The organism is Bradyrhizobium sp. 147, from assembly GCF_023073935.1.
Classification (GTDB): Bacteria; Pseudomonadota; Alphaproteobacteria; order Rhizobiales; family Xanthobacteraceae; genus Bradyrhizobium.
This window is the reverse complement of sequence record NZ_JADPKL010000095.1, coordinates 1-21,798: the sequence shown is the minus strand read 5'-3', so window position 1 is coordinate 21,798 and position 21,798 is coordinate 1. Positions and strand designations below refer to the sequence as shown.

Sequence of the window (21,798 nt, the reverse complement as noted above, 5' to 3'; positions counted from 1 at the left end):
CCGTTTCTCGTTTGGGCGGTATCAGCTCTTCGGCCAGAACGGCTTTGCCAGCGCCAATTCGGGCGGGAACACCGTCACCGGCACGCCGGACTGCCACTGCACGATGGTCATGCCGGCGCCGACGCGGCGGCCCTTCTCGTCGAACTTGATCTCGCCCAGCGGGTAGTACTTCGAGGGGCCGGCATCCATGGTGCGAAGCGCTTCGCCGACGGCGATGCGGTCGGCCTTGCCGGCCTTCTCCAGCGCGTCCTTGATCACCCACATGTCGCCATAGGTGGAGATCGCGTTCTGCGTCATCCATGGCTCCTTGTAGCGGCTCTTCAACTCGGCGATCAGCGCCTCGTGGCCCTTGGCGCCCCAGCTTGCGACGCAGGTCAAGACGCCCTGCAGCAGTTCCGGGCTCACGGTCTGCAGCATGTCCGGCTCAGCGATCGCGATGCCAAACGAGATCGTCGGCACCTTGCCCTGGCCGAGGCCGAACTCGTTCATCTTCTCCAGCAGCAGCTTCGCGTCCGAGATCACCGTCGGCAGGAAGAAGAGCAGATCGGGCTTTGCGGAGCGGATCTTCTGTACCAGCGACGTCGCATCTGCGAGCGGAGGCGTGAACGTCTCGTCGAGGATCAGCTGCAGCTGGTTCTCCGCCAGCAGGCCTTCGCGCATCGATTTAGCCGAGGCGATCGACGCCGCCGTATTGTCGGTCAGGATCGCGACGGTTTTCGGCCGCTTGCCAGAGGCCGTCTCGGCCAGCTTGATGATCTGCGGCAATGCCTGACGGGCCTGTGACCCTGCGGTGGCCGAGGTCTGGAATACGTGTTTGAAGCTGCGATCCGTGATCAGGTCGGAGTAGGAGAGGGTGAGGACGGGCAGGTTGGCGCGCTCGGTAACCTCGGTCACCGCGAGCGTGAAGGATGAAAGATAGGCCCCGCTGGCCGCGACCATATCGCTCTCCTGTGCCACCATGCGCTGGGCCGCGTTCTTGGCCTTCTCGGTGGTGTCGCCGGAATCGAGCACGACGAGCTTCAGCTTGGCGCCGCCGAGCGCCTTGATGCCGCCTTGCGCGTTGATGTGTTCGACCGCCATCTCGGCGCCCTCGCGCATCACCGTGCCCGGGCGGGCATAGAGCCCGGAGATCGGGACAAGCAGGCCGACCTTGACCTCCGATGGTTGCTGCGCCCAGGCGCGGGACGCGATCAGCGTACCGGAGGCGCCGACCAGCAGGGTTCGCCGGGATATCGTGAACTTGCTCTTTGCAGTCATGACAATTCTCCTCCCTTAAAATCGTGCGACGCTTTACGGTTTCTTCGGCCAGAACGGCTGGGCCTGCGCGAGCTCGGGCGGATAAACGGTGACTGGCGCGCCCGACTGCCACTGCACGATCACGACGCCGGCGCCGACCCTGCGGCCCTTCTCGTCGAATTTGAGCTGGCCGCCCGGATAATATTTCGAGGGTCCGGCATCCATGGTGCGGAAGGCCTGCGCGACCGCGTTGCGATCGGCCTTGCCAGCCTTCTCCAGCGCTTCCTTCATCAGCCACATGTCGCCATAGGTCGAGATGACGTTCTGCGTCATCCAGGGCTCCTTGTATTTGGCCTTGAGCTCGGCGATCAGCGCCTCGTGGCTCTTCGAGCCCCAATTGGCGACGATGGTCATGATGCCCTGCACGGTCTCCGGGCTGACACTCTGCAGCATGTCGGGCTCGGCGATGGTGATGCTGAAGGACACGGTCGGGATCTTGCCCTGGCCGAGGCCGAACTCGCTGATCTTCTCGAGACCAAGCTTGGCGTCCGACACCGCATTCGGCATGAACAGCAGCAGATCGGGCTTGGCCGAGCGCACTTTCTGGATCAGCGGCGTCGCATCCGATAGCGGCGGGGTCCAGACTTCCTCGACCACAAGCTGGAGGCCTTCCTGCGCGAACAGCTTCTCCTTGAGCGCCTTGGCGGTGGCGACCGAGGTCGCGGTGTTGTCCATCAACATCGCCACGGTCTTCGGCTTCTTGCCGGAGGCGTTCTCGGCGAGCTTCATCAGCGTCGGCAGGCCGAGCTCGGACTGACGGCTCGCGGTCGCGGCGGTCTGGAAGATGTATTTGAAGCCGCGGTCGGTCAGAAGGTCCGAGTAGGAGAGCGTCAGCACCGGCAGCTCGGCGCGCTCCGTAACTTCCGTGACCGCGAGCGTGAAGGAGGAGAGATAGGCGCCGGTTGCGGCGACGAGGTCGGGCTCCTGCGCCACCATGCGCTGCGCTGCATTCTTGGCCTTCTCGGTGGTGTCGCCGCAGTCGATCACGACGAGCTTCAGCTTGGCGCCGCCGAGCGCCTGGATGCCGCCCTGCGCATTGATGTGCTCGATGCCCATCTCGGCGCCTATCTTCATGACCTGGCCAGGGCGGGTGTAGATGCCCGACAGCGGCACGATCAGTCCGACCTTGATCTCTGCCGGGGTTTGCGCACGGGCCACGCCGGCAAGGCCGGCGGCGGCGGCGCCGGACAGCACGGTTCGGCGCGAGAGTCCCTTCGATGTCTTGTTCATGTTGTTTCCTCCCTGGTCCTTATGCTTGCGTCCGTCACATGCCGAGATAGGCTTTGCGTACGCGGTCGTCGGCGCGCAGGGTGTCGTTGTTGCCTTCGAGCACGACGCGCCCGGCTTCGAGCACGTAGCCATGATCCGCCGATTCTAGCGCCTCCGCGACGCGCTGCTCGACCAGCAGCATGGTCAGCCCGGACTCCCGGCGGATATCGATCAGCCGTTCGAAGATGAAGTCGGCAGTCGAGGGTGCCAGGCCCATCGAGGGCTCGTCGAGCATCAAGAGCTTCGGCGAGGAGGCGAGGCCACGGCCGACCGCGAGCATCTGCTGCTGGCCGCCGGACATCGTGCCGGCGAACTGATTGCGACGCTCCTTCAGCACCGGCAGCCATTCGAAGATGCGCTCGATGTTGGTCTGCCAGTCGCGCCGGCCGCTCTCCGTCATCGCACCCATCTCCAGATTCTCCATCACGGTTAGGGACGGGAAGACCTGGCGGCCCTCGGGCACGTGAGCGATACCGAGATGGGCGCGCTGCGGCGGCGGCACTGCGAGCAGATCGACGCCGTCGAAGGTGATTGCACCGCCGCTCGGCTTGACGATGCCGGAGATCGTCTTGAACAGCGTGGTCTTGCCCGCGCCGTTGGGCCCGACGATCGCGACGAACTGGCCGGCGCCGACATTGATCGAGATGTCGTTCAGGACGGGTTTGGCCGAATAGCCCGCGCTCAATCCCTCAATTCGCAGCATGGCCCACCCACTTCTTGCCGAGATAGGCCTCGATCACGCGGTTGTCGCGCGTTACCACTTCCGGCAGGCCTTCGGTGATGACGGCGCCGTGGTCGAGCACGAGGAACCTGTCGACCAGCCGAACCATCGTCTGCATGGTGTGCTCGATGATGGCGATGGTCATGCCGTCGCGCGCGAGCTGCTGGATCACGACGACGACCTCGTCTGCCTCGCCGTGGCCGAGGCCGGCGAGGGTCTCGTCGAGCAGCAGGATGCGTGGCTGGCCGGCGATCGCGCGGGCAAGCTCCATCAGCCGCAGCTCCTTGGTCGAAAGCTCGCCGGCGACGCGGTCGGCGACGGCAGAGAGTCCGACGCGGGCAACCGCATCGGCGGCAAGCTTGCGGGCTTCGTCGTCGGATCGCGCGCGCACATAGGCGCCGACCACGACGTTGTCGAGGATCGACATGCGCAGGAACGGTCGCATCACCTGGAAGGTGCGGCCGATACCGGCCTCGCAGATCACGTGCGGCCGCTGGCCGGACATGTTGCGGCCGTCGATCAGAACCTCGCCCTGGCTCGGCTTCAGGAAGCCGTTGAGCAGATTGAACAGCGTGGTCTTTCCGGCGCCGTTGGGCCCGATGATGCCGAGAATCTCGTTCTGGTGCAGCTTGAAGCTGACATCCTGTACGGCCTTGAGGCCGCCGAAGGACCGTGAGAGGTTCTTGACTTCGAGCATGACTTCACCGGTGGCGGCGCGCTGTCGGGGGGCGGGCTTCAGCGTGGTGACGTTGGCAGCCGATGTTTCAGGGGTGTCGGACGCAGCCGACTTGGGCGCGATCCGTTTGCGCAGGAGATCGCGCAGCTTCCAGAACAGGCCTTCCGGTGCCAGCAGGATGACGCAGACGATGGCGAAGCCGAAGATCACGCCCTGGATGCCGGGGAAGCGCGCCCCGGCTTCGGCGTGCAGGATCTCGGCGAGCGGGATCAGGATCACCGAGCCGATCACCGGCCCCCAGACCGTGCCGACGCCGCCGAACATCGCGACCGTCAACGCCTGCGCCGACACCAGCATGCCGAACACCGATTGCGGCGTCACCACCAGCAGCACCTGGGCATAGAAGCCGCCGATCGCGGCGGCAATGGCCCCACTCAGCGTGATCGCGCGCAGCTTCCACGCCAGCGTGTTGATCCCGGCCGCTTCAGCCGCGGCCTCGTTCTGCTTGATCGCGAGCAGCGCCATGCCGAAGCGGGAGCGCTCGATCAATTGCGTCAGCACGATGGTGGCCAGCATGATCGCGAGCCCCAGCAGCGTATAGACGTGGGGATCGGTGAACTGCATGAAGGCAATCGGCGCGTCGCGCTTGATCGGAAGCGTCACCTCCTGGAAGCCGAGCCATTCGAACACGTAGAGGATGGCGAGGGGGTAGGCGAGCATCGCCAGGGCGAAATAGTGACCCTGGAGGCGGAAGGTCGGGATGCCGATCAGCAGCCCGGCGATGCCGCCGAGCACGGCGGCGACGGGGATCAGCAGCCAGGGGGAGATGTCGAAGTAGATCTGGCCGAGCGCTGTCGCATAGGCGCCGATGCCGAAGAACGCGGCATGGCCGAACGAGATCAGTCCGGTGTAGCCGCTGAGCAGATTCCACGACAGGCCGAACACCGCCCACACCGGTACCAGCGTCAGGATGAGCTGGTAGTAGGAATTGGTGACGCCGAGCGAGAGCGCGGCATAGGCGAGGGTGAACAGCAGGGGCGGCAGAAAGGAGCTCATCCGGAGCATGGTCACGTCCTCTCTACCATTCGCCCGAAGAAGCCTTGCGGACGGAAGAAGATGATGAGGAGGAAGACGGCGAAGATCGCGGCGTTTTGCAGCTGCGTCGGCAGGATCAGCGTCGACATCTGCTGCACGAGGCCGATCGTCATGCCGCCCCAGAACGCGCCGATAATGCTGCCCATGCCGCCGAGCACGACGCCCGCATACATGACGATGACATATTCGAGGCCGACGAACGGGTGGAACGGATAGTTTGTGGCAAGGAGGCCGCCGGCGATCGCCGTGATGCCGCAGCCGAGCGCGAAGGCGGTGCGGTGCGCTCGGTCGACGTCGATGCCCATATAGGTCGCGGCGGTCGGATTGTCCGCAGCAGCGCGCAGCGATTTGCCAATCCGCGTCCGCGTGATCAGCAGCGAGAGTAGGATCATGATCGCCAGGGATACGATCATGTCGATGCTGCGCGCCTTGTTGAGGAAGATGCTCATGTCGAAGAGGGGGCCGAGCTCCCAGGCCGAGCTCGATAGCGGCGTGCGGATCGAAGCCAGTACCGAGCCGAAGACAATGAGGCCGCCGTTTTGCAGGATCAACGCGATACCGAGCGTCAGGATGAGCTGGGCGTAGTGGCCCTCGCCCTCCAGCGAGGCGATGCGCGTCCCCGAGACGTGCGAGATCAGCGTGCGATGGACGAAATAGCCGAATACAGCGAGTACGGGTCCGGCCAGCAGGATCGAGATGAACGGCCCGACCGTATTGCCGAACATCGCCTGCACGCCGGCGGCGGTGAACAGATAAAAGGCGGTGTACATGCCGAGCATCATGAAATCGCCGTGGGCGAAGTTGATGACGCGCATGACGCCGAAGATCAGGCCGAGCCCGACGCACATCAGCCCGTAGACGGCACCAATCAGCAGGCCCGCGGCGAGCGCTTGCAGAAATCCTTCCATCAGACACGTCTCCGCGCTGCGGACGATGCTAGACTGGCCTCCAAGCCGACCATGTTTCCCCCATGCTCTCCGGCATTTGTTATGATGCCGGTCGTAAAACCCGTTCAGTCTCCAGGCGGCATAGCGCTGCAATGGCGCCGGCATTGCCGAGCTGTTCGCAATCCTCGATGAGTTGTTCGAGCCGGTGCGCGCGATCGACACCCAGAACCCGGGCCGCGGCAGCGCGAAAGCGCGCGCGAATTTCTGAAGGCGTTGCCGCAATGACGTCGGGCAGCGCGTGCCGGATCGTCCGGCCGCTGCGCAGATGCACGGTCACGTCCGCGCCCTGCTTGCCGGGGAAGGCGGCAGTGAATCCGGGATCGGCCTTCAGATCGGTGATCGCGACGAGACGGATGATCTCGGCATCGTCGAGCTCAGAGTAATTCTCCTCCTCGATCTCGCCTCGCGCGAGCGTCGCCGCGACGCTGAAGGGAATGCTCATCTTGGCCTGCAGCGCGTTGCGGTAGGGCCCAATCGAATCGCAGCCGGGGTAGCGAACGGCGGCATCGGGCGCGCGGATCACGACCCGGTCGACTTCATCGGTGTTGACGATCTCGTGCGAGACGCGGAGCGCGGCTTGAGCAGCCGTCTGCGCGAAGTTGCAGGCCGGGACCGGCTTGTTGTAGACGGCCATGATCTCGCACTCTCCGTCCGGGAAGAGGTTGATGCTGTCCGGCGCGGCCTGGCGACGATATGCGGCGAACAGCCCGGCCTCGCCTTCGAAGATAGTCTCGGAGCCGAAAGCGCCGGCTGCGGCGAGGCCGACCGCCTTGATCGCGTTGCTGGCGGCAAAGCCCGGGTGGAAATACATGTCGGAGCCGCCGGCATGCGGCCATTCGTTCAGACCGCTGGACGTGTTGGCCGCGATCGCGATGGCGCTGGTTGCTGCGTCTTCGGGGAGGCCGAGCGCGAAACTTCCGGCGAGCGCCGCGCCCGGAGGGGCCACGAGGCCGGTCGGACGATGGAGGCGAGCGAGATCGGACGTCAGCAGGGCGCGGCCGATCCGCGCGCCGGTCTCATAGCCGATGATGGCGGCGGTGAGCAGACTTGCGCCGTGCAGCGGCGCCTGTTCCGACAGCGCGAGCAGTGTCGGCCAGATCACCACGCCGTGGTGCGCAATGCTGGCCGCGTGCATGTCTTCCCGCACGAGGCCATGCCCCATCACGGCATTGGCGAAGGCGGCGTCGGCCGGCGAGGAAAGTTGCGACGTTCCGATGATCGTGGCTCCGCCGGCGCCTTGTCCGATCGCCACGGCCTGGCGACTCCAGGGATGCTGGCCGGCCTCAAACGCACAGGAGAGGAAGTCGAGCAGACAGAGCTTTGTCTTGGCGACGACGTCGGGTCCGAAATTGCCCAGATCGAGCGCAAGCACGCTGCGCGCCATCTGTCGCGCGAGCGAGACCTTGCCGGTCGGACCGATCGTCATCGCAATCGCTCTCCCTTCTGGGTTCGCGTGATCAGCCGCGCATTTCGACGCCGGCCCACTCCTCGAGCACCTTCGCGATCGAGGTGAAATCGGACGACGCGCCATACTTGGCGTTGGTGATTGCGAGCATCTGCCGCACAACCGCGCCGCAGACCATCGGCACACCCATCGCCTCGGCCTCGTCCACGCAGAGCCGAACGTCCTTGTAGGAAAGTCCCGTGGTGAAGCCGAAATCGAAGGTGCCTGGCAGCACCGAGCGGGGGAACTTGTCCTCGGAGGCGCTGTTACGACCGCTGCTCGCGTTGATGATGTCGATCAGCACCTTTGCGTTGACGCCGCCCTTGACGCCCATGGCGACGGCTTCCGAGGTGATGACCAGCGCGGCGGCGGCCATCAGATTGTTGGCCAGCTTGGCCGTCTGCGCCACGCCTGGCTTGTCGCCGGTATAGAACAGCTTGCCGAAATTCTTCAGGATCGGCTGCACCGTGTCGTAGGTCGCTTGCGGACACGATACCATTACGGCCAGCGTGCCGTTCACGGCGCCCTTGATGCCGCCGCTCACGGGCGCATCGACCAGCGTCATGCCCTTGGCCCTCAAGCCTTCCGCAACGACCTTCGCCGCGCCGGGACCGGAGGTCGAGAGATCGACGACGATCTTGGCGCGGTTGCCGTTGCTAATGCCGTCCTCGCCGAGAGCGACGGCCTTGACGATGTCGGGCGTCGGCAGGCTGGCGAGCACGATGTCGGCGCGCGAGGCGACGTCGGCCGGCGATTTGCCGAGCAGCGCGCCGCGCTTGAGCAGCGGCTGGGTTGCCTCGGCCTGCGTGTCATAGACGACGAGCGAATACCCCGCGTCCATCAATCGACCCGCCATGGGGCCGCCCATGCGGCCCGTGCCGATCACGCCGAGGATCTCTCCCGCCATCGTCTACTCCCTGTCGCGCGATCCCGTGACGGGCGCGCCTTCTTGATTTCGTTGTCAAATCGTTGTCGCCGGCTGGCCGACCCGGCCGTCGCTGTGGTGGCGGGATCCCGCGCCAGCGGCCGGAATTGTTATGATTGTCAGACAAGCTGTCAAGCATAACATTTAGGGTCGACAGTTCGCCGCGGATCGGCATAAGGTCGAAAGAAAACGAGGAAGACGTCCCGCGTGCCGCAAGATCCGATTCAGAGTGTGAGCAGGACGCTCGCCGATTTCGTCGTTGCCTCGTCATGGGCGGACGTGGAAGCGCAGAGCCATGAGGCGCGGCGCTCGATTCTCAATTTCTTCGCAACCGCGCTCGGCTCCGCGCACGATCCGGTGGTCACTGCCGCGATGCGCACGCTGTCGCCGTTTAGCGGCGCAGCGACCTCGACAGTGATCGGTCACGCCGAGCTGATGGACGCGCTATGCGCGTCGTTTCTCAACGCCATCTCGGCCAATCTGCTCGATTTCGACGACACCCATCCCGAGACGATCATTCATCCGGCAGCGCCGGTGGCTGCTGCCATATTCGCGCTTGCGGAGACGCAAAAACAGCCGGGGCGCGCGGTGTTGACCGCGTTCATTCTGGGCGTCGATGTGGAATGCCGCATCGGCAGTTCGGTCTCGCCGCACCATTATGCGCGCGGCTGGCACATCACCTCCACCTGCGGAATCTTTGGTGCTGCCGCAGCCTGTGCGAAGCTGTTGGGCCTGCCTGCGGAAGCTATTGCGAACGCGATCGGAGTTGCGGCGAGCCAGTCGGCCGGCAATGTCGAGAACCTGCCGAGCGCCGCCAAGAATGTCAGCGTCGGCAATGCGGCGCGCAACGGGTTGTTCGCCGCTCTGCTAGCACGACAGGGCTATGAGGCCGCGCCGCGCGCCATCGAAGGTCCGCTCGGTTGGGCGCGCACCACGGGTGACGAGCCGGATCTCGCTCGATTGCTCGATGGCCTCGGCAAGACCTGGGAAATCGCAAAAAATACCTACAAGCCCTACCCCGCGGGCATCGTGTTCCATTCGGTCATCGACGCCTGCCTCATGTTGCGCGAGCGGATGGGCCGCAACGTCGATCAGATCGAGTCCGTGACGGTGCAGGGCTCGGCGCTGCTGCTGGCGCGCGGCGATCGTCCCGTCAAAAACGAGCGCGATGCGCGCGTCAGCATCCATCACTGCGCGGCCTGCGCACTGCTGCTCGGCACGGCGGGCGTGACCGAGTTCGTCTACGAGACCGTGGTCCGGCCCGATATCGTGGGGATCCGAGAGAAGGTGAGGGCGGAGCTCGACGCTCAGATGCCGGACGGCGCTGCGCGCGTCGCCTTGCGCCTGTCATCCGGTGAGGTGCTCACCGAGACCGTGATCTCGCCGCGCGGCAGCCAGGCTGCGCCGCTGTCGGACCGCGACATCGAAGAGAAGCTGCGCGAACGCGTACGGAGTGCTCGAAGCGATTGGGATGCGGACCGCGTCATCGACGCTGTCTGGCGGCTCGATGCGGTTGAAGACGTCGGTAAACTCCTGCAATCGCTGCGCCCGCCGCCCGCGACCCGCCAGACAACTTGCAACTAGACTTTCTCAAGACCTGAAAGGGACGATGATGAGCAAGACCGAACTGTTCGAAAAAGGCCTCAAGGTTCGCAAGGAGGTGCTCGGCGAGGACTACGTCAACAAGTCGATCGCGGGTGCCGACGAGTTCACGCGCACGATGGCGGAATGGTCGACCGAGTTCTGCTGGGGTGCCTTGTGGACGCGGCCTGGCGTCGACCGGCGCACGCGCTCGATCGTCAATTTGGCGATGCTCGGCGCACTGAACCGCCCGCACGAGCTGAAGCTGCACGTTAAGGGCGCGCTGAAGAACGGGCTGACCAAGGAGGAGATCAAGGAGATCCTGCTCCAGGTCGCAGTCTATTGCGGCGTGCCCGCAGGTATCGACGCCTTTCGCAACGCGCGCGAGGCCTTCAACGAGCTCGACGCGCCTGGCACCTAGCCGCGCGGCTGCCCCATTGGAAGATCCTATGGCCGACCCGGAATACGAACTCTTTGCCATCCGCTACGCAACGCGGGACGCGCAGCGGAGCGAGCACTTCATCGGCGGCGACCCGCATGACGGGCCCGATGCCGATGGACTATTTCATGTGGCTGGCCAGGGGAGGCGGACGCGTCTTCGTCATCGACATCGGCTTCAACGCCGCGATCGCGAAGCAGCGCAAGCCCACGTTCCTGCACTGTCCGGTTGCAACGCTTCGCGCCTTCGACATTGATGCAGCCGACGTCAGGGATAATGATCCTCACGCATCTGCATTACGACCACGCCGGTAATTTCGACCGGTTTCCGAACGCGCGATTTCATCTCCAGGAACGCGAGCTCGCCTATGCCACTGGGCGCTACATGCAATACCCGCGTCTCTCACATTCCTTCGAGGTCGAGAACGTCTGTGGAATCGTGCGGCTGAACTATGCGCGGCGGGTGCTGTTCTACGATGGAGACGCCGAGATCGCGCCCGGGCTGACGGTCCATGCCGCCGGTGGGCATTCCGCCGGCCTTCAATACGTCCGTGTCAACACGCGCCGCGGGCCGGTCGTGCTTGCCTCCGACGTCAGTCACTTCTACGAGAATATGACCAGCGAGCGCCCGTTCGCCACGGCGTTTCATGTCGGTGACATGCTGGCAGGATTTGACAAGCTGCGGGCGGCAGCACCCGACGTGGACCACATCGTCCGCGGGCATGATCCGCTGGTGTTGAAAGTTTATCCGGTCGCGAGCCCGAATTGAAGGGTGTTGCAGTTCGTCTCGATGTCCCGCCGACCAAAATCGCGCATTCCTAGTACGTGCCGAATGTCGGCACCGGTGGTTGCGCCTCCGGGTTTTGAATCTATTCGCGACCATTTTAGTCGGCGAAAGATCGCGCACGAACGGCGGGCTTCGGCGGACTATCGAAATGCCGCCGGCCGAGTTAGGCTGCCCTTCGATAAGAAAATAGGGCTTCCGAAATAGTGGGTATCGCGATGTAGCGGCGGGCCCCCGGTACCAACTCACGAAAATCCGATTTTCTGCGCGGTCACCGCGTTCCTGTAACACTCAGCCGTACTGTCGCGCGACCGAGTTCGCAACGCGGCTGGGCCCGGGCTTGATCTCCGGCTACTTTCCGGCTCCCGTAGTCAAGCCGCTGACGATGTAGCGCTCAAGGAAAATGCCGACCAGGACGAGCGGTGCGATCGCCGCCGTCGACAGCGCCGCCATCGACCACCAATTGATGCCTTGCGAGCCAGTCTGGCTCGCCACCATGACGGGGAGCGTCTTCGCGTCGGTGCTCGTCAACAGCGCCGCGAAGAAATATTCGTTCCAGCACAGCACCAGCGAGAGAATAAATGCGGCCATCATTCCGGGGACAGCGAGCGGCAGAATGATCCGCAAGAAGGCGCCCCAGGTCGACAGGCCGTCCACGAAGGCGGCTTCGTCGAGCTCGATAGGAATCGCATTGAACTGATCGCGCATGATCCAGATGACGATCGGAAGCACGGTGAGCGTGTAGAGCAAGACAAGACCAAGTCGCGTGTCGAGCAGGGCCAATGCCTTGTAGAGGACAAGGAATGGCAGCGCGAGCACGACCGGCGGCAGGATCAGCTGGGACATGAAGAAGAACAGGATGTCATCGTTGCGCATCCAGGCGAACTTGTAGCGGAAGCGGCTCAGGCCGTAGGCCGCCAGAGATCCGAGCATCAGTGCCAGCAAGGATGCGCCGACGGAGGTGATGATGCTGTTGAGGAAGCGATTCATGAATTCGGAGCGTGCCGTCGAGGTTCCGAACAGCGTATCTGGCGACAGGCCGAGCGAGCGCCATCCCTTCCAGTCCGGCTGAAAATCGACCCAGGGAACCAAGTGGGCTTGCGTCACGTCGACCGCCGATTTGAACGACGTCGTGACGGTCCAGTAGATCGGGAATAGGCAGATAATCGTCCAGAACAGGAGTGCTGCGTAGATCAGTACCCGGCTTAGCGTCCGCTTTGCGCGGGGGGCCGCCGGACGCCTCCGAATGGTCTTCAATGCCAAGGTCGATCTAGTCAATCGAGAAACTCCGTTCGGAAGCCCTAAACGACCTTCTGCGTCCAGCGCTTGGACAGGCGCAACAGAACGGTCAGGAGCACGATGATCATAAGCAGGTAAACCATAGCGAGCGCCGTGCCGTATCCGACGTTCGAGCGGTCGCGGTAGACGCGGTAGATGAAGCTCGATACCGTGTCGGTTGCGCCTCCCGGCCCACCAGCGGTGACGTTAATCACGAGGTCGGCGAGCTTCAGTTTGAAGATGATGCGGATAATGAGGACGGTGATGCTAACCGGCAGCATGATCGGAAACGTGACGTGCCAGAACGACTGCCAGCCATTCGCGCCATCGACCTTCGCCGCCTCCTGCACCTCCTTCGGCATCGCCTGCAGGCCTGCGAGAAGGATGATCATGATGAAAGGGATCGAGACCCACGCGTCCATCGCCTGGATGCTGAAGCGCGCCATCCACGGCGAGGCAAAGAAGGCCGGGTTGTCCCAGCCGAGATAGCGCGCCAGCGTCGCCGCCGGTCCGAAGCGATATTCCATCAGCGACTTGCCGATCATCCAGCTCACGGCGACGGGGCTGAGCATCATCGGCAGCAGGAAGACCACGCGGAAGAATCTGCGCGCGCGGATCTCGGCACTGAGCAAGAGCGCCAGTCCGAACGCAATCGCGTATTCGCCGAGCACCGCGGCGGTATAAAAGACCATGTTGCCGAGCGCATTCCAGTAATAGGTGTCGTGCAGCATGCCCTTGACATTGTCGAAGCCGCTGAAGCGCGGCCCTTCGATCGAGCTCAGATTCCAGTCGAGAGAGGCGATATAGATCCCGAAGATCGTCGGGAAGATCACGACGGCGACGGTGAAGAACAGTGCTGGCAGCAGGAACAGCGCGCGCTGGCCACGCTCGCCGCGGGTCAGAACTTGTCCGGCGCCAAGCGCAACGGCCCAGACGACATAGGCGATGAGGATCGGCCGCCAATCGGAAAATCCGGCAGTCATCGCGCCGGTCGTATGCAAGATCTGAATGAGGAGGACAAGCAGGAACCCGAGAGACGCCAGCAGGACGAGCGCGCGGCCGGCGATCTTCCTGCTGCCGCGCGCGCGCTTCGCCGCGGGCTGGTAGTGCAGGTCGTCGCTCACGGGTACGGAATTCTGCATCGAGATGAGCCGCATGCTGCGCCGGCTCTGTGGCCTGGCAAGTCTTCGGCTGGCGCCGGAGGTGCCAGCCGAGGGTGGATGGGTTCGCGCAGCCGCCGCTATACGCCGAGGGAGGCCCTGTAGAGCCCGATCTGCCGCTCGCGGCCGATCTGGTCGGTCAGCTTCTCCCAGGCGGCGGCGATGTTGTTCGCGCCGGTTTGCGCGTCAACCTTGCCGGCGAAGATCTTGGTGAGCTCATCTTCCGCGATGCTGTAGTACTGGAAGATGCCGGGGATGCGCGGCTCCACGGCGCGGTTTGGATGATTGTAGGAGGCGAGCTGCGAGTTCAGGTAGGAGGTGATGTATTTGCGGTCGTAGCCCGCCGCCACCCATTCGTCGTACTGGAAGTGGCTGGTGCGGTGAGCCTGGAAGCCCGAAGGATACATCACCATCCAAAGCGACAGATCCTTGCCGCCGAGATGCGCAGCCGCGCTCCACGCCGCCTTGTGCTTCTTCTCGTCGCCATTGACGCGGGCCATCACATAGACGCCCCAGCCGAGATAGGCGCAGTTCGGCGCATGGTTCGGGCCGCTCGAGAGCTTATCCCACTTTCCGGTCTTGGAGTTGTAGACATCGTCCGAGCCCGGCAGGATGTCGAAGGCGACGACGTCGCCGATTACCGAGGTGTCGCTCGCCTTCGCCACCTGGCCGATGTCGCCCCACCAGGGGATCATCGAGCCGATGCCGGCCAGAAATTGTTGGAAGCCGGTGGTGTTCGGATCCGCATTGAGCTGATCGGCAGGTTCGAACGGCAGCGCGTCAATCACGTCTTGGATAGCGCGGACCCAGGCCGGATTGTTGATGCGCGGCTTCATCGTGTCGATGTCGAACAGCCAAGCCTTGTCGTCGGGATGCTTGGCATAGGCCGAGGCGCGGCTGCCGAGGAAATAGAAGCCGAACCCGCCCCAAGGCTTTGGCGCGTCGAGATAGCCGAACGCGTTCTGGTTCTTGATCTTCTTGCCCTTAAGGAATTTCGTCACCGCCTGAACCTGCTGCCAGGTTTTTGGCACGCCCCATTCGGTCGAATTTCCCGCGTCTTTCCAGGCCTTGGCAAGGGTGGCATCGGAGAAGACGTCGGTGCGGTAGTTGAAGTTGTGACAGTCGCCGTCGATGGTCACGCGATAAGTCTTGCCGTTCCACGTTCCGACCGGCGGCTTCAGGTAATCGACATAATCGTCAACATCTATCTGCTTCTTGACCCAGTCCGGCATCTCCGACGCCAGTCCTTTGCCACAGACGTCGCCCTCGAACGGCGCTCCCATCTCCAGAATGTCGAAATCAACCGTTCCGGTCGCGATCGCCTGTTGCAAGCGCGGATTGTAGTCCGCCTGGGCGAGATCGATCCAGGAAATCTTCGCGCCGGTATAGGCTTCCCATGGCTTCAGGAAGCCACGGAAGAGCAGGTTGTGCAGGTTCTGATTGTTGAGCCCCATGAAGGAAAGTTCGACGCCCTTGAACTCGCCTTCCTTGACGCTCGCCTTGGTCGGACCGAGGCAGAGCTCACCGACTTTCTGCCAGTCGGCATCCGTCGGCGCACCCTTGCCGACACCCGGGATTTGGGTGATCTGCGCGCGCAGATTGGCTTGCGCGAGCGCGAGTTCCGAGAACGTGCCGAGCGCGCCGCTCGTGCCCAATGCTGCCGCGCTTGCCGCACCCTTCAGCACAGTGCGCCGGTTCGGCTGCATTGCGGGATGCCGATCATGATCTTTCTGTTTCACCGCGATACCCTCCCTTTTGACTTTCTTGATGTGAAGCCTGAAGCGCCGCCGCACATCGAGGCCGGGGCTCAGGATTCGATGTCGTCGTGATGGGGTCAAAGAGGCCGCGCCGAGTATGCAACGGCGCACTCCAAAGTCAACGAAAGCAGGCAAGCTTGAAGTTGACGATATCGACGTGAATGGCGATGACACCGTTGATGATACCGCGCTGCAAGATGGATGATCAGCCGAGGATGACGTGCAGCGTCGACGGCATTCACGGCGAGCGCGAACGCGTTGGTTCCCGAGCAGCATGGGTCGGCACCCCGACGTATATAGCACCGCCAGAGCTCGATCAGGCGTCGGGCGGAATGACGCCCTTCTTGAAGATAAAGCAGCCGTAGAAGCGCCGTTCGCCGGTCTGAATCACGCAATAGGATTTCTTGGCGAGTTCATAGAAAGCAAATCGCTCGACCGATCTCATAGGAAAGGAGCGTCCTTCTGCGGCATCGATTGCGGCCTGAACTTCGCGCTGCACCTCGGGGATTTCGCCGGGCTGGCCAACGATCTCCATGCGCGACGCCGGTTTGTCGACAAAACTGTCGAGCGGTAACACCGACAGGATCGCGCGCGCGGCGCGTCCAGCGCTGACACTGTCGATGCGTAACAACCGGCCCAGGACGGTCTGGCGGGCGACGGAGTCGGCGGGGAAATTGGTGTCGCAGAGGACGAGATCATCGCCGTGCCCCATGGACCGTAGGGCATAGAGTACGTCTGCATTGAGAAGAGGGTCGAGCGATTTGAGCATGGAGCCTCCCTGGACGCGATCAGAGTTGCTTGGACGATTGGACTATCCAACGTGGCGGCACCGTCGTCCATACCGACGTGAGCAAATTCCAGGCGTGCATGTTTCTCGGCATTGATCACGTCTGCGACCGTGGTTCGCGAAGCCCCGCTTCGAGAAGTTGCGCTCTGCGATGGGTTCTGGCCGAATCGTTTGGCATCGGCCCCTTGTTGCCGCCTTGCGGCCGGTCTGCTTCCAGGCATGCCGAGGGCGCGCGACAGGCAGAAAATGCCGCGGGCCATCGGAGGGGTGAAGCCGAGTTCGCCATAGATCACCGCGGTGGCGCCGTCGATGTTCATCGAAGAGCCCGCTCTTGCGCTGCTGCAGCACCGCGAGCGTTTAGTGAGGGACTACGCTCACGAGTTCAATGTCGGCATCGCTCACGGATGGAAAGACGCCAAAGTCATCTCGGCGAGCATATTCCCGTGCCAGCTAGGAACCAGCCGGAGAAAGCAGATTTAGTTCGTTAGATGCATTTCGAAGGGTTTACCAATGGCGATCGATGCTTTTAGAGGGACAGCGCCGCTGTTTCTTCCTGAACGGTTTTTTGTCGGGCGGCTAGAAGGTTGGGCAGTGCTAGAAAGTCTGGTTGGCGGACTACTGAAGCGCGCAACGATTGCTGGTCACGGCGAACTAGATGCGGACACTGATACAGTGCTGTTCGTCGAGGCATATACATTTGACGATGGACATAGCGACACTCTGCATTGGACGATCCGAAAGGGTGAGGAAGGCAAGTACACCGGCTTGGAAAACCGACTGGAAGGTGAGGCCATTGGGGAGCAAGCCGGTTGTGCATTCCATTGGAAATACACGCGCGATACACCGCAAGGGGACGGTAAATCGTTCAAGCTGAATTTCGATCATTGGTTTTATGGAATCGATGAACGAGCTTGCATGGTCCGCGGCCGTGCTGGCCGTGCTCGCATCCCGTTTGCGATGGCGCACGTCACTTACCGTAAGCTTTAGCTTCGCTGGTGTCTGCCACTGCCACAGGCGAGAGCAGTTGAGGGGCTCAGGTAGATCGAACCGCGACGCAGGTCGCCGGCAACCGGGGGCGGACATCTCCGGGTGTGGAGTACGCCGCGCATGGCCCAACGGCGGCGTAGTCTTGGCGATACTGTAGAGAATGATCTCGCGTCGCGGTCAAGCGGCAGCAAAGAAGCCCGCGCCAAGCCGCCGCGGAAAACGGGCGACGTGAGCCCTTACCCGAGCGGCCGTGCTTGCCTGAAATGGAAACCGTTGGGCGCGAACCTCCGGGCCAAACTGCGCACTTCACTCTCGCATGTTTCCAGCGCGATCTTCTGTGCGAGCATGACGTCTCCGATCGGCAGAGCGCCGATCGGCATAAAACATAATCCCAACTGCTGGCGACCTCTCTCGTCGATCTGACACACGTTAACGGAGGCCCCGGCGTGGATCCTGTATCGCATTCCGCTGTCGCTCCCAATCACCTCGAAGTAGCCCTTCCTGGCGAACTGCTCCCGCTGCGTCGGCGATAGCCATTCCCGCAAGAGCCGCAGCGACCGGCCCTCAGGCGTCCCCTCGGCGCCGTGCCTGATGAAGAGCGCTCTCACCGCTTTCATTCGGGAGCGGCCGCCCCGCGACGGTTGAAAGCCGAACATGACTGTCCCAGTTATCCGCCGACCAATCTGGGGAAGAAGACAGTTTCCTTCGCAGTCGGGTCGAACGATCTGATCTGCGAGACCTGACCTGGGCCGGTGCGGACCGCCGCGGTGAAGCCGGCGTTGGTGAGTTCGTAGAACCGCTGCTCCGCTCTTGCCAGTTCTTGTGCGTCGTCCTCATTGAAATAATTTCGGCAGTCGCCGCTGCGGTCCATCACGATCTGGATTGCCATGATCGTCCTCCTCGGATTGCTGGTGGCCAAGGACCTCGATCGAGTATCCGACCGAAGTCGCAGAATTTCAAGAGGTCGTTGCAACGGCGGACTGGCCAGAGTCGACGCAAAGGGCGGGAGATTATGGGTGAATCGATCGCGCCCATCACCAGTGTCAAGGCCGCGCAAGCATCTACCCGTCCAAAATGCCGCTCAGTGGCGAAGGAGATGCTGATGCCTATGAAGGTAGCGCCGGTATGGCGGTGCAGGCCTCCGCGGAGGTCCTGATCACTGCGGCTCTTGTGCAGATCGTCCCGAGCGAGCCGAATGCCTTTCCGCGAGCGCGCGAAGCCGCTCGAGGTTGGCCGCGGACCCGTCGCGCGCAGCACCGCGCCTTCAAGTATCGTAGATTAGCGACGCTTTTGATAGGCAACGAGACAGTCCGAGACGGAAAAAGACCGCCCGAAGGCGGTCTTTTCAGTTAACGCGCCGGGCCAAAATAGATCGGGATCAAAGATACACGGCCGGTGTGATTTCAAGCTAACCATCATCCAACGAGCGCCGCCTCACAAAAATGATTGCAGTTCTGAAATGGATGCTTTGCCACTTGGGAACGCGCCGGCGCCCACGGTGGCCTTGGCTTATTCGAACGCCAAAAAATGCCTCCACTTATGCGCGGCGTGGTCCGACAAGTCACGCGCGTCGGGTCCGGCAGCGAACAGGTCCGCGAGTTGGCTGGTTGACCGCTCACACGACACAAGATCAACGGGCTGGCGCCAAGCCGTCGATTCGTCGGCGCCACGGGCCGCGACCATCTGCCCGACGACGGTCGGCAGCAGAGCCGCCGCGGATGGCCAGCCGCTCAGGTCGAGGCACTCGAACGCCTTGTTGACGAAGTCGAGCGAGTGCCAGGTGTCGGCGAGCGCCCGCGATCGCGGCGGCGAACAGGGCTTCGGCGAGGTCAGCCAGGGAGAAGCCGGCTGGAATCGCCGCGAGCAGGGTGCGCTCGGCCCCCCCTGGCGTCCGCTACGCGGAGCGAGCCGCCATACCTCCCGTTTTTCAGCCCAGCATAAAGCCCTCGCACTCGCCCTCATGCTGTGGCGGTTATGCCTTTGAGCACAGCACTCTTCTCCGCAGGCTTAGCTTTCTGGTTTCGCATTCTGCGGTCATTAGCCCGATCTTTCGCGGCACCGCGGTCCGTAAGGTCATAGCTGCCGCGTGTCGTGATCAGCACGATCGATACATCTCTTGCAGACGCTTTCCGCTCAGAAAGATAGTGTGAGGAGTCAGTCCACCCCTGCGAGCGATCCAGCGGCGAACCGAGGTGGGATAGGTCGAGTACAGCAGCAAGGTTGATTCGGGATCAGTGAAGGCGCGCCCACTGGCGCCGTAATTCCAGGCCGCATGGAAGCCGAGCGTCGCACGCGAAGTTACGCAGATTTTATCGTGAGGGAGCGCGCTGAGAACCATGGTGCACGCAGAGGCACAGAGACCATCGATGATCACGGATTCGCCCGATGAGGCTAGGCGCTGATATTTAACGATGTAACTCGCGATCAGACCGCCTCGATCATTCGTGATGCGTACTGCAGAACTTGCCTCTGACACATTTAGGATTAGCAGAGTTGCCACAAGAAGTCCGGTGACGTACCTCATGTCCCACCCCTTGGGTTCGAGCAAACCGATCTAGGTCGCGTGCGTGATGCGCGAAGCGGCGACAGGCTTGTTCAGGTTCATGGCATTATCTGGGCACGCGCCCGGAGGACGGCGGCGCCGGGTCCCGATCGGGGCTCAAAGCCTGCTTGATTTCTAGCCGCCGCATTTGGCCCAATGGTGAAGATCGCTGCCGCGCTCGGCACGTCAGCAGGTGAGGCGGACGTGCCGAGAACACGGCCAAATCGACGAATGACCCGAACGCTGCCCTCGGCACTCCTTTATTACCATCGCGCAAGCTGAGCGCGAGGTCCGGCCAAAGCGATTACTGGCGGCTTTCTTTCGAAGAGCTGGTCTGGCTGCGCGAACCAGTCGTCTGCTCGAAGTGCACACACGCAGTTTGATCCACTGGCGGAACGACGCATTCGCGTGCCACCCTATTTGCTCCTGGGTGCGACGCTCTGGACGCTGACGCCGCTGCAAGTAGGGGTTGCCTCAGGGGTGGTTCGGCGACCGATCCCAGCTGACTAGGCACCAGAGAACTAAGTTGGTTCTTCCAGATCACGCCTTGGTGGACGTGATGCCGACCAAGGGCCTCAGCTCGGCGCCAGCCCCGGAGCTGAGGCCCTTTTGACGCCTGTGTACATTTTTGTACAATGCACCGGAACGCAGTCCGGGTTCTGACTCCTCCCACGGGACTTCGATGGGAAAAAGACGTGCCGCGTTACACCTCCTTTCGCCCGAGAGGCCGCAGCAACGCTGCTGCGAATGGCCAAAACAACAAAGGACCCGCGGGATTGATCCAGCGAGCGGCCGACCTGAAGGACCGCACGGGCGAGTTGCCCCCGGTTGATATTGAGATGGCCGCCGAGGAGCTAAAGAAGCCCCTAACGAAGAACTGAGCCGCCCCAATTGGCGGCCCGTTCATTTCTCGTTTCGGATATCAAAAAATGGCCCCAGCTCCGGGGGGCGATGGGGATGAAGCTGGGGCCGGACTGCGAATGCCCTTGGGGAAGGGCATTTGGAAAACTTGGCCATCGGCAGAGCGTTCCTCGGGCTGTCAGCGATCCGTATCAGGTTTGCCGTTGGGGCTGCCCTCACCGCCCCCATTGCCATAGCCAATATTGCCACGAGGGCCATCGGCTTTGCGCTGGGCGGCATGATGCCGACCTTCGTCTCGCTGGTGAGCGCCAGCCCGGCCCAGATCCCGCTGTCGCTGGCTTATTTCGCGGTCGGCGTGTTCGTGATCTACCTGATCGGGGCGATCGTCATCCCCGAAACCAAGGGTAACTTCCGCTGAGCCAAAAACGACGCGGCCGCACAAGCCGCCGCCCCGGTCCATCGAATTGCGCGAAGGGACGGGAATGGACGGGCGGCATTTCGAGGACGTGATCGTTGGTGGCAGGTCGGCGGGCTGCGTGCTCGCCAATCGGCTTTCCGCATCGAAGCCGGAATGGACACGCCGCCCGAAGGGACGCCTGCGGAGATTCTCGACAGCTATCCGGTGCCGCTGTTCTTCGGTGGCAAGGTAGATCTGGCCGGGCTGTCGGCGGCGGCGGGCCGTAATTCCGAGGGCAAGCCGGTCGTCCGCGCCTATGAGCAGGGGCGGGTGATGGGCGGCGGCTCCAACATCAACGTGCAGTCGGCGAACCGCGGCCTGCCGCGCGACTACGACGAATGGCACGAGCTCGGTGCGCGCGGCTGGGGCTGGACCGACGTGCTGCCATATTTCCTCAAGCTCGAGAGCCATCTGGATTTCGGCGGCCCGCTGCACGCAAGAGCGGCCCGATCCCGATCCGTAGCATCGCGCGAGGCCGTGCCGCAGTTCGGCAAGGCCGTGGGCGAAGCGCTGTCAGCGGGTTTGCCGTTCCTGAAGGACCAGAACGCCGAATTCGAGGACGGCATTTGTCCGCCGGCGTTCTCCAACGGCGACGACCGGCGTGTCTCCGCCGCCGGCTATCTCGACCCAGCGACGCGGGCGCGGCCAAACCTGACGATCTGGGAGGACAGCACGGTCGAGCAGCTCCAGCTAGCCCGCATTTCTCACAGTATTGAGGCGCATCGGGGCGCGAATCAGCGAAAGTTCTTTTGCGAGAAGGACTTTGCGATGATTCAAGGAATGCCCCGATGCC

At 63.0% G+C, this 21,798-nt stretch carries 22 protein-coding genes and 1 pseudogene; 8 read left to right on the top strand and 15 right to left on the bottom strand.

Annotated elements, in window-relative coordinates; genetic code table 11:
• Nucleotides 1-21: 21 nt before the first annotated feature.
• The 7 genes from IVA87_RS23670 to IVA87_RS23640 form a co-directional block, all read right to left on the bottom strand.
• On the bottom strand, nucleotides 22-1,257 hold the full coding sequence (locus IVA87_RS23670; protein WP_247335228.1) for an ABC transporter substrate-binding protein: 1,236 nt from the start codon (nucleotides 1,255-1,257) through the stop codon (nucleotides 22-24).
• 33 nt (nucleotides 1,258-1,290) lie between these two features.
• Nucleotides 1,291-2,526, bottom strand: coding sequence for an ABC transporter substrate-binding protein (locus IVA87_RS23665; RefSeq protein ID WP_247335226.1), 1,236 nt, complete (start codon nucleotides 2,524-2,526; stop codon nucleotides 1,291-1,293).
• A 34-nt stretch (nucleotides 2,527-2,560) separates the two neighbouring features.
• Nucleotides 2,561-3,268: an ABC transporter ATP-binding protein gene (locus IVA87_RS23660; protein WP_247335223.1), complete on the bottom strand. Its 708-nt coding sequence runs from the start codon at nucleotides 3,266-3,268 to the stop codon at nucleotides 2,561-2,563.
• Complete coding sequence (locus tag IVA87_RS23655) at nucleotides 3,255-5,027, bottom strand: branched-chain amino acid ABC transporter ATP-binding protein/permease (RefSeq protein ID WP_247335221.1); 1,773 nt, start codon at nucleotides 5,025-5,027, stop codon at nucleotides 3,255-3,257. The genes IVA87_RS23660 and IVA87_RS23655 overlap by 14 nt, the downstream gene beginning before the upstream one ends.
• Nucleotides 5,028-5,029: 2 nt before the next feature.
• Complete coding sequence (locus tag IVA87_RS23650; RefSeq protein ID WP_247335220.1) at nucleotides 5,030-5,965, bottom strand: branched-chain amino acid ABC transporter permease; 936 nt, start codon at nucleotides 5,963-5,965, stop codon at nucleotides 5,030-5,032.
• Nucleotides 5,966-6,044: 79 nt separating this feature from the next.
• Nucleotides 6,045-7,430, bottom strand: a complete 1,386-nt coding sequence (locus IVA87_RS23645; protein WP_247335218.1) for an MmgE/PrpD family protein — start codon at nucleotides 7,428-7,430, stop codon at nucleotides 6,045-6,047.
• Between the two features lie 31 nt (nucleotides 7,431-7,461).
• Entirely contained in the window at nucleotides 7,462-8,355 is an 894-nt protein-coding gene (locus IVA87_RS23640) for an NAD(P)-dependent oxidoreductase (protein WP_247335216.1), read from the bottom strand.
• 249 nt (nucleotides 8,356-8,604) lie between these two features.
• On the opposite strand from IVA87_RS23640, the gene IVA87_RS35430 reads away from it, so the two are divergent.
• The 4 genes from IVA87_RS35430 (at nucleotide 8,605) to IVA87_RS23620 (ending at nucleotide 11,161) form a co-directional block, all read left to right on the top strand.
• Nucleotides 8,605-9,957 (top strand): MmgE/PrpD family protein, encoded by a 1,353-nt coding sequence (locus tag IVA87_RS35430; RefSeq protein ID WP_247335213.1) that lies wholly within the window; start codon nucleotides 8,605-8,607, stop codon nucleotides 9,955-9,957.
• Between the two features lie 28 nt (nucleotides 9,958-9,985).
• Nucleotides 9,986-10,375 (top strand): carboxymuconolactone decarboxylase family protein, encoded by a 390-nt coding sequence (locus IVA87_RS23630; RefSeq protein ID WP_247335249.1) that lies wholly within the window; start codon nucleotides 9,986-9,988, stop codon nucleotides 10,373-10,375.
• Nucleotides 10,376-10,491: 116 nt separating this feature from the next.
• Nucleotides 10,492-10,707 (top strand): hypothetical protein, encoded by a 216-nt coding sequence (locus tag IVA87_RS23625; RefSeq protein ID WP_247335211.1) that lies wholly within the window; start codon nucleotides 10,492-10,494, stop codon nucleotides 10,705-10,707.
• Nucleotides 10,670-11,161 (top strand): N-acyl homoserine lactonase family protein, encoded by a 492-nt coding sequence (locus IVA87_RS23620; RefSeq protein WP_247335209.1) that lies wholly within the window; start codon nucleotides 10,670-10,672, stop codon nucleotides 11,159-11,161. The genes IVA87_RS23625 and IVA87_RS23620 overlap by 38 nt, the downstream gene beginning before the upstream one ends.
• A gap of 366 nt (nucleotides 11,162-11,527) precedes the next feature.
• Here the strand turns inward: IVA87_RS23620 and IVA87_RS23615 are convergent, their stop codons facing one another.
• The 5 genes and pseudogenes from IVA87_RS23615 to IVA87_RS23595 all read right to left on the bottom strand — a co-directional run.
• Complete coding sequence (locus IVA87_RS23615; protein WP_247335248.1) at nucleotides 11,528-12,424, bottom strand: carbohydrate ABC transporter permease; 897 nt, start codon at nucleotides 12,422-12,424, stop codon at nucleotides 11,528-11,530.
• A gap of 53 nt (nucleotides 12,425-12,477) precedes the next feature.
• The gene (locus IVA87_RS23610; protein WP_247335207.1) at nucleotides 12,478-13,611 is read right to left on the bottom strand and encodes a sugar ABC transporter permease; all 1,134 of its coding nucleotides are present in this window, start codon (nucleotides 13,609-13,611) and stop codon (nucleotides 12,478-12,480) included.
• Between the two features lie 83 nt (nucleotides 13,612-13,694).
• Nucleotides 13,695-15,320 (bottom strand): extracellular solute-binding protein, encoded by a 1,626-nt coding sequence (locus IVA87_RS23605; RefSeq protein ID WP_247335247.1) that lies wholly within the window; start codon nucleotides 15,318-15,320, stop codon nucleotides 13,695-13,697.
• A gap of 367 nt (nucleotides 15,321-15,687) precedes the next feature.
• Nucleotides 15,688-16,140: an RbsD/FucU family protein gene (locus tag IVA87_RS23600; protein WP_247335204.1), complete on the bottom strand. Its 453-nt coding sequence runs from the start codon at nucleotides 16,138-16,140 to the stop codon at nucleotides 15,688-15,690.
• A gap of 236 nt (nucleotides 16,141-16,376) precedes the next feature.
• Nucleotides 16,377-16,475 (bottom strand): annotated as a pseudogene (locus tag IVA87_RS23595) (citryl-CoA lyase); the annotation flags it as partial.
• 193 nt (nucleotides 16,476-16,668) lie between these two features.
• Between IVA87_RS23595 and IVA87_RS23590 the strand changes: the two are divergent.
• Nucleotides 16,669-17,145 (top strand): DUF3833 family protein, encoded by a 477-nt coding sequence (locus tag IVA87_RS23590; protein WP_247335201.1) that lies wholly within the window; start codon nucleotides 16,669-16,671, stop codon nucleotides 17,143-17,145.
• Nucleotides 17,146-17,381: 236 nt separating this feature from the next.
• Here IVA87_RS23590 and IVA87_RS23585 read toward each other — a convergent pair whose 3' ends face one another.
• The 3 genes from IVA87_RS23585 to IVA87_RS23575 form a co-directional block, all read right to left on the bottom strand.
• Nucleotides 17,382-17,801: a hypothetical protein gene (locus IVA87_RS23585; RefSeq protein WP_247335198.1), complete on the bottom strand. Its 420-nt coding sequence runs from the start codon at nucleotides 17,799-17,801 to the stop codon at nucleotides 17,382-17,384.
• Nucleotides 17,802-17,812: 11 nt separating this feature from the next.
• Nucleotides 17,813-18,034 carry a hypothetical protein gene (locus tag IVA87_RS23580; protein WP_247335196.1) on the bottom strand — a complete coding sequence of 74 codons (222 nt, stop codon included), beginning with the start codon at nucleotides 18,032-18,034 and terminating at the stop codon, nucleotides 17,813-17,815.
• A gap of 1,206 nt (nucleotides 18,035-19,240) precedes the next feature.
• Nucleotides 19,241-19,669 carry a hypothetical protein gene (locus IVA87_RS23575; protein WP_247335194.1) on the bottom strand — a complete coding sequence of 143 codons (429 nt, stop codon included), beginning with the start codon at nucleotides 19,667-19,669 and terminating at the stop codon, nucleotides 19,241-19,243.
• A gap of 713 nt (nucleotides 19,670-20,382) precedes the next feature.
• Here IVA87_RS23575 and IVA87_RS23570 point away from each other — a divergent pair.
• The 3 genes from IVA87_RS23570 to IVA87_RS23560 all read left to right on the top strand — a co-directional run.
• Nucleotides 20,383-20,568, top strand: a complete 186-nt coding sequence (locus IVA87_RS23570; RefSeq protein ID WP_247335192.1) for a hypothetical protein — start codon at nucleotides 20,383-20,385, stop codon at nucleotides 20,566-20,568.
• A gap of 128 nt (nucleotides 20,569-20,696) precedes the next feature.
• Entirely contained in the window at nucleotides 20,697-20,966 is a 270-nt protein-coding gene (locus IVA87_RS23565) for a hypothetical protein (protein ID WP_247335191.1), read from the top strand.
• 153 nt (nucleotides 20,967-21,119) lie between these two features.
• The coding region (locus IVA87_RS23560) for a GMC family oxidoreductase N-terminal domain-containing protein (RefSeq protein ID WP_247335189.1) at nucleotides 21,120-21,798 on the top strand (679 nt) is incomplete at its 3' end.

What these genes read in the sequence shown, in the direction of transcription:
- IVA87_RS23650 (WP_247335220.1), bottom strand. Translation starts at nt 5,965, where the DNA reads ATGGAAGGATTTCTGCAAGCGCTCGCCGCGGGCCTGCTGATTGGTGCC.
- IVA87_RS23625 (WP_247335211.1), top strand. Translation starts at nt 10,492, where the DNA reads ATGACGGGCCCGATGCCGATGGACTATTTCATGTGGCTGGCCAGGGGA.
- IVA87_RS23630 (WP_247335249.1), top strand. Translation starts at nt 9,986, where the DNA reads ATGAGCAAGACCGAACTGTTCGAAAAAGGCCTCAAGGTTCGCAAGGAG.
- IVA87_RS23660 (WP_247335223.1), bottom strand. Translation starts at nt 3,268, where the DNA reads ATGCTGCGAATTGAGGGATTGAGCGCGGGCTATTCGGCCAAACCCGTC.
- IVA87_RS23605 (WP_247335247.1), bottom strand. Translation starts at nt 15,320, where the DNA reads ATGCAGCCGAACCGGCGCACTGTGCTGAAGGGTGCGGCAAGCGCGGCA.
- IVA87_RS23580 (WP_247335196.1), bottom strand. Translation starts at nt 18,034, where the DNA reads ATGGCAATCCAGATCGTGATGGACCGCAGCGGCGACTGCCGAAATTAT.
- IVA87_RS23600 (WP_247335204.1), bottom strand. Translation starts at nt 16,140, where the DNA reads ATGCTCAAATCGCTCGACCCTCTTCTCAATGCAGACGTACTCTATGCC.
- IVA87_RS23670 (WP_247335228.1), bottom strand. Translation starts at nt 1,257, where the DNA reads ATGACTGCAAAGAGCAAGTTCACGATATCCCGGCGAACCCTGCTGGTC.
- IVA87_RS23585 (WP_247335198.1), bottom strand. Translation starts at nt 17,801, where the DNA reads ATGTTCGGCTTTCAACCGTCGCGGGGCGGCCGCTCCCGAATGAAAGCG.
- IVA87_RS23610 (WP_247335207.1), bottom strand. Translation starts at nt 13,611, where the DNA reads ATGCGGCTCATCTCGATGCAGAATTCCGTACCCGTGAGCGACGACCTG.
- IVA87_RS23620 (WP_247335209.1), top strand. Translation starts at nt 10,670, where the DNA reads ATGATCCTCACGCATCTGCATTACGACCACGCCGGTAATTTCGACCGG.
- IVA87_RS23590 (WP_247335201.1), top strand. Translation starts at nt 16,669, where the DNA reads ATGGCGATCGATGCTTTTAGAGGGACAGCGCCGCTGTTTCTTCCTGAA.
- IVA87_RS23665 (WP_247335226.1), bottom strand. Translation starts at nt 2,526, where the DNA reads ATGAACAAGACATCGAAGGGACTCTCGCGCCGAACCGTGCTGTCCGGC.
- IVA87_RS23575 (WP_247335194.1), bottom strand. Translation starts at nt 19,669, where the DNA reads ATGAGGTACGTCACCGGACTTCTTGTGGCAACTCTGCTAATCCTAAAT.
- IVA87_RS23640 (WP_247335216.1), bottom strand. Translation starts at nt 8,355, where the DNA reads ATGGCGGGAGAGATCCTCGGCGTGATCGGCACGGGCCGCATGGGCGGC.
- IVA87_RS23645 (WP_247335218.1), bottom strand. Translation starts at nt 7,430, where the DNA reads ATGACGATCGGTCCGACCGGCAAGGTCTCGCTCGCGCGACAGATGGCG.
- IVA87_RS23655 (WP_247335221.1), bottom strand. Translation starts at nt 5,027, where the DNA reads ATGCTCCGGATGAGCTCCTTTCTGCCGCCCCTGCTGTTCACCCTCGCC.